This is a genomic window from Tolypothrix tenuis PCC 7101, assembly GCF_963874875.1.
Classification (GTDB): Bacteria; Cyanobacteriota; Cyanobacteriia; order Cyanobacteriales; family Nostocaceae; genus Aulosira; species Aulosira tenue.
In genome coordinates this window covers 5016234-5030017 of the sequence record NZ_CAWNJS010000001.1, presented here as the reverse complement: position 1 = coordinate 5030017, position 13784 = coordinate 5016234, and the positions used below count along the sequence as shown (strand labels likewise).

6 protein-coding genes and 1 CRISPR repeat array are annotated in these 13784 nt (G+C 40.5%); of the genes, 5 read left to right on the top strand and 1 reads right to left on the bottom strand.

Translation table 11 applies throughout. The features are described 5' to 3' along the window. Positions 1-84: 84 nt before the first annotated feature. The 5 genes from AACU25_RS19950 (at position 85) to AACU25_RS19930 (ending at position 10628) form a co-directional block, all read left to right on the top strand. Positions 85-1818 (top strand): SDR family NAD(P)-dependent oxidoreductase, encoded by a 1734-nt coding sequence (locus AACU25_RS19950; protein ID WP_096578582.1) that lies wholly within the window; start codon positions 85-87, stop codon positions 1816-1818. A 279-nt stretch (positions 1819-2097) separates the two neighbouring features. After that, positions 2098-3459, top strand: a complete 1362-nt coding sequence (locus AACU25_RS19945; RefSeq protein ID WP_096578580.1) for a beta-ketoacyl synthase N-terminal-like domain-containing protein — start codon at positions 2098-2100, stop codon at positions 3457-3459. Between the two features lie 244 nt (positions 3460-3703). Continuing rightward, entirely contained in the window at positions 3704-7075 is a 3372-nt protein-coding gene (locus AACU25_RS19940) for a PfaB family protein (RefSeq protein WP_096578578.1), read from the top strand. Between the two features lie 366 nt (positions 7076-7441). Further along, positions 7442-9112, top strand: a complete 1671-nt coding sequence (locus AACU25_RS19935; RefSeq protein ID WP_096578576.1) for a PfaD family polyunsaturated fatty acid/polyketide biosynthesis protein — start codon at positions 7442-7444, stop codon at positions 9110-9112. A 4-nt stretch (positions 9113-9116) separates the two neighbouring features. Next, positions 9117-10628: a thioester reductase domain-containing protein gene (locus AACU25_RS19930; RefSeq protein ID WP_096578574.1), complete on the top strand. Its 1512-nt coding sequence runs from the start codon at positions 9117-9119 to the stop codon at positions 10626-10628. Positions 10629-11121: 493 nt separating this feature from the next. Beyond that, positions 11122-12176: direct repeats of the CRISPR family, unit length 37 nt; unit sequence GTTTCAATCCCTAATAGGGATTAAGTGAAATTTCAAC. A 300-nt stretch (positions 12177-12476) separates the two neighbouring features. On the opposite strand, the gene AACU25_RS19925 is transcribed toward AACU25_RS19930, so the two are convergent. Beyond that, a complete protein-coding gene (locus AACU25_RS19925; RefSeq protein WP_096578572.1) occupies positions 12477-13502 on the bottom strand; it encodes a YihY/virulence factor BrkB family protein in 1026 nt (341 codons plus the stop codon). Positions 13503-13784: the final 282 nt, after the last annotated feature.

Below are 13784 nucleotides of genomic sequence, written 5' to 3'. Positions count from 1 at the left end.
CTCACGCAAAGGCGCAAAGACGCAAAGAATAACTATTAGTAATTATCAGCGTTTATCGGCGGTTAAAAAATCCAAAATTGAAACATGACAACACAAACACCTATTCGTCCCTCATCAGTTTTTCTAGTTAGCGGCGGCGCTAAAGGTATCACCGCCGAATGCACAATCGAACTCGCCAAAAAACAACCTTGTAAATTCATCCTCCTGGGACGTTCCGAACTATTAGAAACAGAACCAGAATACGCCAAAAATTGCTTTGAAGAACCTGCATTAAAAAAACGCATCATGGAAAATCTTCTTGCTCAAGGTGAGAAGCCTACACCCATGAGTGTACAAAAAATTTATAACAAAATTCACTCCAGCCGGGAAATTAAAAAAACTCTCGCCGCCATTCAACAAACAGGCGCTACCGCCGAATATTTAAGCGTTGATGTCACAGATACCCAAGCATTAAAAGCAAACTTAGCGGCTGTAGTTAACCGCATGGGGCCAATTACTGGCATCATACATGGTGCAGGAAATTTAGCTGATAAATTAATTGAAAAGAAAACCGAACAGGATTTTGAAAAGGTTTACACCGCCAAAGTTCATGGATTAGAAAACCTGCTAGATTGCGTTAGCGCCGAACAACTCCAGCATTTAGTGTTGTTCTCCTCCGTCACTGGATTTTACGGCAATATCGGTCAATCTGATTACGCGATCGCCAATGAAATCCTCAACAAATCCGCCCACTTGATGAAGCAGTACTACCCCAACTGTCACGTTGTGGCGATTAACTGGGGCGGTTGGGATAGTGGAATGGTAACCCCAGAACTGAAAAAAGCCTTTGCAGAACGGGGAATTGATATTATCCCCGTGGAAGTGGGAACCAAAATGTTAGTTAAAGAACTCAACCCCAAGCATGGCGATACTACTCAATTAGTAATTGGTAGTCCCCTGGTTCCCCCACCTGCACCTTTAGATTCTGAACTGAAAACTCATTTTATCCGTCGTCGCATCACAGTTGCAGCCAATCCATTTCTAATGGATCATGTGATTGCTGGTTATCCAGTAGTTCCCGCTACCTGTGCAATGTCATGGATGATTAATGGCTGTGAAGAAGCTTACCCAGGTTATAGATATTTCAGTTGCAAAGATTTTAAAGTTCTTAAGGGAATTACCTTTAATGACTCCGTAGCCAGCGAACATATTTTGCAACTCAAAGAAATTGCCAAATCTGACGGCGAATTTATCGAATTCCAAACAACTATCTTCAGCAAAACTCCCGCTGGTAAAACTCACTATCATTTCACTTCTACTATTAAACTGGTGCGAGAATTACCTGATGCACCTATATATGATGCAGTGAATTTGACAGAAGATGGCATTATTACCGCTAGGGGTAAAGATTTATATCAAAATGGCCCATCGACATTATTTCATGGCCCATGTTTTCAGCAAATACAAAGGGTTTTAAATATTAGCCCCGAAAAAATTACTACAGAATGCTATTGGGCGCAAATCACTCCCCAACAACAAGGACAATTTCCGATTCATTGGCATAATCCTTATGCTACTGACTTGAGTACCCAACCTTTATGGGTATGGTTAAGTCACTATCATAATGAAGTTTGCTTACCTGGACAGTTAACAACTTCTGAACAGTATAGAGCAATACCAGTTGATGAAATCTTTTATGTTTCTTGTGATATTAAGGAGAAAAAAGCTACTGGTTTAACTGCCGATTTTATTCTGCACGATCGCGCAGGTAAATTATACTCACGCATCCTGGGAGCAAAGGCTGTGGTTGCGCCGATGAGTTTGCTGCAAGCTAAGTAATGAATTCGTGATATTTATAGCATTTCTTTATTGATGAAATACAAAGTTAGATGTATTATAATCAATTCTGAATTGCTATAACTGCCATTTGATTTAGTTTGATTAACGGCGTAAATCTTACCATCTCGGGGAATCCAATTTATGCGGTTGTTATCTAGCTTTCCTATTTGATTTGTGAAAGTTATTTTTTTAACAAACCGCCCATAAAGTCAAGGGGAGAATATTTAAAAAAGCGAGCATATCCCCCTTTTGTTTAATACCCCAATGAGGATATCAGCAGTGGAGAAAATAGCGATTATCGGGTTATCTTGCCTCTTTCCTGATGCCAACAATCCTGAGCAGTTTTGGCAAAACCTGACAAATGAGAAAGATGCAACTTCAGCTACTACTGTTGCAGATTTGGGTGTAGATCCCACAATATTTTACGATCCAATTAAAGGAAAACCGGAAAAAATTTATTTTCTCCAAGGTGGATTTATTCGCAATTTCCCATTTGACCCCAGCGAATACAATTTACCTGCGGAGTTGGTAGAGAGTTTGGATAATTCCATGAAATGGTCGCTATATGCAGCCAAGCAAGCGATTCAGAGTAGTGGCTATTGGGGAAATCGTCAAGTTCTCTCAAAATGTGGGGTAATTCTAGGGACTTTATCCTTACCCACCAAGAAATCTAATCAATTGTTTGCCCCAATTTACCAGCAAACAATTAACCCTGCGATCGCAGAACTTTTACAAGATGAAAATTTCCGGTTGGCTGCGTTACCAACAACCACCAAGGCTTCCCCGTATAATGCGATGATAACCGGCTTTCCCGCCGCCCTTGTCTCCCAAGCATTTGCTTTATCCAGTAATCATTTTTGTATAGATGCGGCTTGCTCGTCCTCATTTTATGCCATTAAGCTAGCCTCATACTATTTGCGATCGCGCAAAGCTGATGTGATGTTAGCAGGGGCGATGAGTTGTGTCGATCCGCTATTTTTACGAATGCTATTTTCGGGTATTCAAGGTTATCCCGAAAATGGTATCAGCCGTCCTCTAGATAAAGCTTCTCGCGGCTTAATTACATCCGATGGGATTGGGATGGTAATGCTGAAACGCTACAGCGATGCGGTGAGAGATGGCGATAAAATTCTCGCCACTATTGCGGGTAATGGACTCTCTAATGATGGTAAAGGTAAGCATTTATTAAGTCCCAATTCTAGAGGACAAATTCTCGCTTTTGAACGTGCATATCAAGAAGCACAACTTAGCCCGAAAGATATTGATTATATAGAATGTCATGCGACAGGCACATTATTAGGAGACACCACAGAATTTAACTCTGTAGAAACGTTCTTTGGTGAACATCAAGCATCGCCTTTAGTCGGTTCTGCGAAATCGAATGTCGGTCATTTATTAGTAGCGGCTGGTATGGTTGGTTTGGCAAAAACTATTCATAGCATGAATGCGGGTGTAATTCCAGCCACGATTAATGTTAATGAACCTATGGGGACGGAAAATAGTGTCATTTCTAGCAACAATATTGTGAGAACGGCGACAAAATGGCCGAATAATTCTTCTGTGAAACGTGCGGCTTTAAGTGCTTTTGGTTTTGGCGGCACCAATTCACATTTGATTTTGGAAAAGCAGGATGAAGTGTAAGAAGATTTAACCGCCGATACAAGAAGTCTAGATTTTCTTCTTTCTTTCTTTCCTTTCTTCGTGTACTTCGCGTCTTCGCGGTTCGTTATGAATTTATAAAATAAACCACGAAGGCACGAAGGTCACAAAGGAAAGAGGACTATAGAGGGATTTTACATCTATTGTCTGAGATTTATAGGGCAGAGAAATCAATCTCTTTAAAATACTTCATCCTTTATTCTTTGTTATTTACTGTAAATAAACAATGTTTGAACAAGAAATACAATCAGGCAAAATTGCTATTGTCGGCATGGATGCCTTTTTTGGTGAATGTCAAGATTTAGATGCTTTTGAACGTAGTATTTATGACGGCAAACAGCATTTTATTCCCCTACCTTCTCAAAGATGGTATGGCATCGACGAGAAAGCCGATTTACTCAAAGAATATGGTTTACCTGATGGTAAAGCACCTGTAGGTGGGTACATTCAAGATTTTGCCATCGATACTTTAGCTTACAAAATCCCTCCCAATGAAGTAGAACAACTCAATCCTCAACAACTGTTACTGTTAACAGTCGCAGATGGGGCGTTAAAAGATGCAGGGATTCAAGAAGGGGCAAATGTTGCTGTTGTGATTGCGGCTGAAGCAGATTTGTCTGTACATCAACTGCAACAACGTTGGAATTTATCGTGGCAAATTAAAGATGGTTTGAATGCTGCGGAAATTGCTTTACCAGCAGATAAAATTGCTCAGTTAGAAACAATAGTTAAAGACAGCGTTCACCATCAAGTAGAGATTGGAGAATATCTGAGTTACATCGCCAATATTATGGCGAGTCGGATTTCTTCTCTATGGAATTTTACCGGGCCATCCTTTACGATGACGGCTGTGGAAACCTCTGCTTTCAAAGCTTTGGAAGTAGCACAAATGCTACTGATAAATGAGGAAGTAGACGCGGTTGTGGTTGGTGCTGTAGATTTGGCTGGCGGGATTGAAAATGTCTTGCTACGTAGCCAATGGGGAACGGTAAATACTGGCGCTAATACCTTAAGCTACGACCAAAATGCTAACGGTTGGACAGTGGGTGAAGGTGCAGGTGCAGTTGTTCTCAAGCGTTATGATACGGCGAAACAAAATGGCGATCGCATTTATGCGGTGATTGATGCTGTTAGTATCGGTCAAGCTGCTTCTACTGCTGTAGATGCGGATACCATTAACCAAGTCTGTCAATCGGCTTTCCAAATTGCGGGGATTCAGCCGTCAGAGGTTAACTATGTAGAAGTGGTTGCTAGTGGTTTTCCCGAGGAAGATGAGGCAGAAATTGCGGGGATGCTTCAGGCTTATCCCTCTGTAGGTGATGGTCTACATTGTGCCATTGGGAGTGTGAAGGCTAATATCGGACACACCTATGTAGCATCGGGAATTGCTAGCTTAATTAAGACAGCTTTGTGTCTCTACCACAACTATATTCCCGCTACTCCCAACTGGTCTGGTGTGAAAACGCCCCAAGTTTGGCAAGGTAGTCCTTTCTTTGTCGCGACGGAATCTAGACCTTGGTTCCTCCATAAAGATAGTACCCATAGAATTGCGGCGATTAATGGTATCGGTTGTGATGGGACTTGCGCCCATGTCATCTTGTCGGATGAACCAGACCAAGTAAATCACAACAATAGGTATTTACAACAACGGCCTTTTTACCTGTTCCCTGTAGCAGCTGATGACCGTTCAGCTTTATTCAATCTTTTAGATACCCTACAACAAGAGATTGAGAAATCTGAGTCTTTATCTCATACAGCTAGCCAGAACTTTGTTAAATTCCAACAGCATCAAACAGCGAAATATACCCTAGCCATTACCGGACGCAACAAAAAGGAATTACTCAAAGAAATCGCCTCAGCACACAAAGGAATAAATACTGCCTTTGACAAGGGTAGTGATTGGCAAACACCCATAGGTAGTTATTTCACCTCTAAACCTTTGGGTAAAGAGGGTGAGGTTGCCTATGTGTATCCGGCGGCGGTGAATTCCTATGTCGGTATTGGTCGGACTCTCTTCCGCCTCTTCCCCGACCTGCAAGCTGAACCCTTCGTCAAGAGTCTGTATAAACGAGTCTCGGATGTTGAGAAACTCGTATTTCCCAGAAGCTTGCATAAGCTGTCTACTAGAGAACTAGAAACCCTAGAGAAAAAGTTGCTAGATGATTCCCTAGCAATGTTTGAAGCGGAAATGTTCTTTACTAGACTAATTACTACCGTGATTCGCGATCGCTTTCAAGTCAAACCGAAATATGTGTTTGGCTATAGCCTGGGAGAAACCAGCATGATGGTATCCCAAGGGGTTTGGAGTGATTTCTTTGCTGGTAGTAACAGCTTTAACTCCTCAGCTTTATTTGGCGACAGGTTATCAGGGCCAAAAAATGCAGTGCGGGAATATTGGGGATTACCTCCAGCCACAGACGCTTCAGACAATAACTTCTGGGCTAACTATGTACTCATGACTACCCCAGATAAAGTTAGAGAATGTCTGAAAAATGAGAGTCGCGTATATTTGACGCAAATTAATACACCCGAAGAAGTATTAATTGCCGGTGAACCAGCAGCTTGTCAGCGCGTGATTAAAGCCCTTGGTTGCAATGCTTTCCCTGCACCCTTCGACCATGTGATCCATTGTGAAGCCATGCGATCGGAGTATGCAGAGTTAGTTAAACTCAATACCTTACCAACTCAGGATATTCCCGGTATCACCTTCTATTCTGCAGCTGGCTATAAACCCATCTCCTTGAACAATGAAGTCGTAGCCCACAGTATCGCCACCGGACTGAGTCAACAACTAGATTTTCCCCGCTTAGTGAACCGCGTTTACGCCGATGGAGTCAAAATCTTTGTCGAAGCTGGTGCTGGCGGTGTTTGTTCTCGCTGGGTAAGCAAAATTCTCGAAGGAAAAGAACATATCACCGTCTCCCTCAATCGTCGAGGTATGGATGACCATACTACGATAGTCAAAGCCCTAGCTAAATTACTCAGTCATCAAGTTGAGTTAGATATCTCATCTCTTTACGACCTTACCCAAGAAACCGGGAATAAAAATAAATTAACCCAACGAAATATTACCTTGGGTGGAAAGTCAATTACGGCTGCTATCTTAAGCGAAGAAAATCGCCAAATATTCCAAAATATAGCTAGCAAAACCCCAAGTAACAACGCCGCAGTTGATTATCAAAGAGTAAATCCAGTATTTAATTCACTGAATACTCCAGTGGTAATTGCTACCAATAATCAACCCGTTGATGATATTTTCCTCCCTACAAATCAGCCAGCAGAAATCGCAGAGAAAAATATCATGGAACACGGTTTAGTCTCAACGGAACAATTACAATCCTTTGAGATAACTACCACTCTAGAAAAACCAACACAGCCCAGCTTTACCCCATCAAATATAACTCGTAAACCCGGCCAAACTATCCGTATGCTCGATTTAAATAAGACTCAATATCAAAAGCTCAATGCTAACAATGCCAATTTGACTAAATCTCATACAGCTTTCTTAAAATCTCGACAAGATTTTAGTCAGCAAATGAGCGAAATCATTCAATTGCAATTAGCTTGCGCTCAAAACTTACTGAAGGAAGAATCTTAATTAGGGATTGGGGACTAGTACCGCAAGGCGGAATTCAAAATTCAAAATTCAAAATTAAGACAGAGTAAGCTTTTTGTTAATTTTGAATGGTCTGTTGATTTACGTCTTGCTGTTACTAGGATGTTTAATTAGTACCTCAGTCTACTCAAAGTAATACCAATTTTTCAACTCTATCATTTCTCTGCTCTCTGCGTTCTCTGCGTCCTCTGCGGTTCGACCAAAAAAAACTTCTGCACTCCACTATTATTTAACGAACTTTACAAAACACAGTAACGCCCAAGATAGAAAAAATTGGTATTACCTCTTTTTCACACTTTACCCTTCATCCTTTAGAAACCTTTGCTTATAAATCGAGGGATAACTAGCGTGACTACTGTAGATGCGCCACTAAGTCAACACGAAAATGGACTAGGATTTACCTGCTATTCCTATGGACAAAACCTCATTTGGAAAGGTTCCCCAGATTGTATTTCTTTTGATCAACCAGGAATAGTAGTTAAATTTCTCAACTTAGACCAACCCTGTTATATTGTGAACGCCGGCGGCAGAATTGGTGTTACAAATGTGGGATATTTATGCCCGCTAGATGGGACTGTAACTTCACCAATAGAACTGTTAGCATCTATTCCCCCAATTAAAATTCAACAACTAGGTGACCCCTCTTTTCTCTCCTTTTATGGAGTGAAATATGCCTATGTAACTGGGGCAATGGCTGGCGCTATTGCTTCCGAAGAAATGGTAATTGCCCTGGGGAAAGAGAAAATTTTAAGTTCCTTTGGTGCTGGTGGTTTAAGCCCAGAAAACTTGGAAGCTGCTATCAACAAAATTCAACAAGCCTTACCCCAAGGCCCCTATGCTTTTAATTTAATTCACAGCCCTAATGAACCAACAATTGAACGCCGTGCTGTGGATTTATTCCTCAAATATGGCGTGAGAGTTGTTGAAGCATCAGCATTTTTGGACTTAACTCCCAACATTGTTTATTATCGGGCTGCGGGATTAAGTTTGAATGCAGCTAATCAAATTGAAATCAAAAATAAAGTCATTGCTAAAATTTCTCGTAGAGAAGTAGCCAGCAAATTCCTGCAACCTGCACCAGCTAAAATCCTCAAAGAACTTGTACAACAAGGGTTAATCACTGAGTTACAAGCAACTCTAGCAGCGCAAGTTCCAATGGCGGATGATATTACTGTGGAAGCTGATTCTGGCGGACATACAGATAATCGTCCTCTGGTTTGTCTGTTACCTTCCATCATGGCTTTGAGAGATGAAATTCAAGCACAATATCATTACTCTCAACCTATTCGCATCGGTGTAGCTGGGGGAATTGCCACACCACAATCAGCTTTAGCTGCTTTTATGATGGGTGCAGCTTATGTAGTCACAGGTTCGATTAATCAAGCTTGTGTAGAATCTGGCGCGTGTGAACATACTAAAAAGTTACTCGCCCAAGCAGAAATGGCTGATGTCATGATGGCTCCTGCTGCTGATATGTTTGAAATGGGAGTCAAATTACAAGTTCTCAAACGCGGCACAATGTTCCCGATGCGGGCGCAAAAATTGTATGAGTTATACCGCGCTTATGACTCCATTGAAGAAATTCCTCTGGCTGAAAGAGAGAAATTAGAAAAACAAGTTTTCCGTAAAACTATTGCCGAAGTTTGGGAAGGAACTGCAGCTTATTTATCCCAAAAAAATCCGGAGAAACTGGGCAAGGCAGTTAATAATCCTAAATTGAAAATGGCATTAATTTTCCGTTGGTATTTAGGATTATCTTCCCGTTGGTCTAGTTCTGGCGAAAAAGGACGAGAAGTTGATTATCAAATTTGGTGCGGCCCGGCAATGGGTAGCTTTAACGACTGGGTGCGCGGTACTTATTTAGCAGAACCTCAAAACCGCAAAGTTGTTGATGTTGCTAACCATATTATGACCGGAGCAGCATTTTTATATCGCATCCAAAGTTTGAGATTTCAAGGCTTACAAATTCCCGATTACTACAGTCAGTATCGCCCAGCTAGTTCTACATTGGAGATGTAAAAAAATGAATTCAAAACATTCTTATAGTGCCGCAGATATTCAAGCCTGGCTGGTTGCTAATTTGGCTGAGTTAATAGGGGTAGAAACTGACGAGATAGATGTCAACGAACATTTAGAAAACTACGGTTTGGATTCCGCCCAAGCAATGATTCTCGTCAGCAAATTAGAGAAAATGCTGGGCTTCCAACCTTCGCCGTTGCTGTTGTGGCATTATCCCAATATTGCTGCTCTTTCTCAGCGTTTAGCAGAAGATTTACCCGAAGATGCAGCAGTTATTCAAGATACAAATACTGCCCCTGCTAATGCTCCTATCCCGGCTTTAGATTTAAACGCCGAGGTAGTTCTTGACCCCACCATTCGCCCGGATGCTTTACCTCCAGTTACAATTACTGAACCAAAAAACATCTTTTTAACTGGTGGTACAGGTTATTTAGGTGCATTTATTATTCGGGAATTGTTACAGCAAACTAATGCCAATATATATTGCTTAGTACGGGCTGCTAACGCTCAAGAAGGTCAGAGCAAATTAGCAAAAAATCTCGAATCTTACGCAATTTGGGATGAAAAATATAAATCGAGAATTATCCCAATTGTGGGCGATTTAGCTCTCCCATTATTGGGTATGGGCGCAGAACAGTTCCAAATTTTAGCTGCTAATATTGACACCATTTATCATAGCGGTGCTTTGCTGAATTATGTTTTCCCCTATTCAGCATTGAAAGCCGCCAATGTGTTAGGAACTCAAGAAGTATTGAGATTAGCTAGCCAAATCAAACTCAAGCCTGTACATTATGTTTCTAGCGTAGCAGTGTTTGAATCACCTGCTTATGCTGGTAAATTAGTAAAAGAGCAAGATGACTTCGCGCATTGGGAAGGAATTTTCCTTGGTTATTCCCAAACAAAATGGGTAGCTGAGAAGTTAGTCAAAATTGCCCGTGACAGAGGTTTACCTGTAACTATCCACAGACCACCATTAATTTCTGGAGATAGCCAAACAGGTATTTGTAACACCCATGACTTTATCAACTTGATGGTCAAAGGCTGTCTGCAAATGGGATATTTCCCAGATGTGGAATATATGATGGATATGTCTCCTGTAGATTATGTCAGCAAGGCGATCGTTTATCTCTCAATGCAGCCTTCATCTATAGGTAAAGCATTCCACCTGCAACATCCCCAACCAGCGCCTTTAAGCACCTTAATTAAGTGGGTACAATCCTTTGGTTATCCAGTGAAGGCGATTCCTTACGACCAATGGCAAGCAGAGTTAATTAATAATGTCTCTTCTACGGACAATCCTTTATATACTCTACGTCCATTTTTGTTAGAACGTTGGTCTGATGAGCAATTAACAATTCCCGATTTGTATTTGCAAGCCAGAAGACCTCATATTAGCTGCGAGGAAACTCTCAAAGCATTAGAAGGTAGTTCTATTGTTTGTCCGCCAATCAGTTCGGAAATGTTCATGACCTATACTGCTTATTTGATTCAGACTGGTTTTCTGAATGTTGCATAAGGTAATAGGCAATTTGTAGAGTTTGGTAATCAATTAAAAGCCCGCTTGTGCGGGCTTTTTTATAGCGTTCATCTTCATTTTTATCATCTATTCTTGGTTGAAAGCAAAGGGTTTTAATCCTGAAGAAAGTAAGTAAAATTTTACTGTAGGGTGTGTTAGGCGCTTATTTTCAATATAATTTTTCACGCAATAATTATCCTAGCGCCTAACGCACCATCCACGCGACGGTGCGTTACGGCTAAATCTAATCTTTCTCTAAGTTTCAAATCTTTTCACAGCCGTAACACACCCTACTTAAGAGGTTATTTATAAAGTAAAAATAAAATTACTGTAGGGTGTGTTAGGCGCTGACTTTCAATATAATTTGTCACGCAATAACTATCCTAGCGCCTAACGCACCATCCACGCGACGGTGCGTTACGGCTAAATATCATTGTCTCTGTATCCGAAATCCTTTCATAGCCGTAACACACCCTACTTAAGATTTACTTTATCAATAGTCTCTAATAGGGATTAAGTGAAATTTCAACCTTATTAATTCCGGTTATTTAGTCCCTTTCCGAGCTAGTTTCAATCCCTAATAGGGATTAAGTGAAATTTCAACTTTAAACGTAAACCACCATACCCCAGCACGATCTCTGTAGGTTTCAATCCCTAATAGGGATTAAGTGAAATTTCAACGTGCAAGGATGTACACAGTAAATATGCACAGTGGCTTATAGAGTTTCAATCCCTAATAGGGATTAAGTGAAATTTCAACAAGATACTCGCTAGAAGCACAGTATTGTAATTCTGTTTCAATCCCTAATAGGGATTAAGTGAAATTTCAACCTCTACGTCCATGTCTTTGAGTGACTTGCAGATAGTTTCAATCCCTAATAGGGATTAAGTGAAATTTCAACGATGGCTTCTGCCTACCAAGTTGCACCTAAGAGAGTAGAGCGTTTCAATCCCTAATAGGGATTAAGTGAAATTTCAACCTGAGGTTTTATGGCTCAATAAGTTTAGTCAGCGCGTTTCAATCCCTAATAGGGATTAAGTGAAATTTCAACCTGCGTCTATACGTAGCATCAGTTTCAGTCGGGGATTTAGTTTCAATCCCTAATAGGGATTAAGTGAAATTTCAACACAACTTTTCTGGTGATGTCTTTGCGGTTATTGTTTCAATCCCTAATAGGGATTAAGTGAAATTTCAACAACGCTACAGATAAGTTTACTAATGCTATGTACAGTTTCAATCCCTAATAGGGATTAAGTGAAATTTCAACACCTAGAGGGCTATGAGGTTTATCAGCAAGAGTTTCAATCCCTAATAGGGATTAAGTGAAATTTCAACCTTGTCCCTACTAGTAATGAATATTTTACTATCGTTTCAATCCCTAATAGGGATTAAGTGAAATTTCAACAAATGGCTGAATTTCTTCAGGTAACTTAATCCCGTTTCAATCCCTAATAGGGATTAAGTGAAATTTCAACCTTTACAAGGACTTATTAATAATCATTTAAGTTTTGTTTCAATCCCTAATAGGGATTAAGTGAAATTTCAACAGCGGAAGTTCCAAAGCTAATGTATATGCGGTTTTCAAGGTTCTGTTACGCGGATGGAGCAATGATAACATAGGCGATCGCAAAAAAGCAAAACCAAAATGACTGAAAGTTTCTCTATGTAAGGCGCGCGGGTGGTTGAACATCAAGAAATAGGTGCAAGTCTTACACACAAATGGTTTCACCTATTTTGAGTGAGACTACATTTTCCACACCTACCCATCCGCGCATCTGGGAAGCAAGAGTAACCTGACGAGTTTTGCTGATAGATTATACTCTACCAAGTTTCAAGCAAGATGGAATTTAATTTCTTGTTCTTTTTTTAACACCTTTGGGTTTGGTAAATGAACGCATGATGCGATTAATCAGATTAGAAGACGGTTGCTTGCGGGAAGAAGATATTCTCGGCTGATTAGTACTGCTATCTTGCATACCTGGATTAGTAGAATTCTCATGATTGAGAGGTACAGCGTGTTTAGTAGGGATAATGCCACTGCCATATCTTCTGGCGTAAACTTGGGTAAACTCAGCACCAAAAAAGAGAATTTGAGCAGCGTAGTAAATCCACGCGAGAATTACTACCAGCGAACCTGCTGCACCATAGGTTGAACCAAAACTACCATTACCTAAATATTGTCCTAACAAAAATCGACCGATAGAAAACAAAAGTGAGGTAATAGAAGCACCTATTAAAACATCACCCCAAGTAATTTTCACATCTGGTAAAACTTTGAAAATGAGTCCAAATAGTACTGTAGTAATGGCAAAACCTAGAAGAAAGTTAACAATTTGCCAGAGAAAATCAACACCCGGTACTAGGTTACTAAAGAAAGTTACTATTGCACTCAAACCTGCACTAATTACTAAAGAAACTAATAGTAAAAAGCCAATTCCTAACACCATCGTAAATGATAAAACACGCTGGCGAACCATAGTGTTCACGCCTTTTCCTGGTTTTGGCTTTACTTCCCAAATGGTGTTGAGTGCGTCTTGCAACTCTGTAAATAAACCTGTAGCACCCAATAACAGAACTAGGATACTAATAATAGAAGCGATAGTTCCTGTTGTTGGTTGGTTAGCATTTTGAATAGCTGTTTCAATAAATTTTGCGCCTTGTGTGCCAACTAAGCCTTGAATTTGGCGAAAAATTTCACCTCTGGCGGCTTCTTCACCAAATACTGCGCCGACGACGGCAATAACAATAATTAGTAATGGTGCAATGGAAAATATTGTGTAATAAGCTAAAGCTGCTGCTAACCGTGAAGCTTTATCTTCACTCCATTCTTTGAAAGTCTCTTGGAATAACCCCAAAATTGCTCGCCAACTCATGGCATCAGTCTCCTTATCCCAGCATATTACTCGCCTCTGATATATTGGATACTGATTCACTAGTTAGTGTCATCTGCCTCAAGATGTTGGTATAGCGTCCTTGAGGATGAATCTCAATAAGGTTTGGTGAAGGGGGAAAGGGGAAAGGGTAAGGGAGAAAAACGGTTTGGTTAAGAATTTTTCGTTATGATTTTGGGGTTGTAGAGACGCGATGAATAGCTAAAGACGCGATGAATCGCGTCTCTACAGGATTTAAACATCAATCGATTTTTATTATCAGAA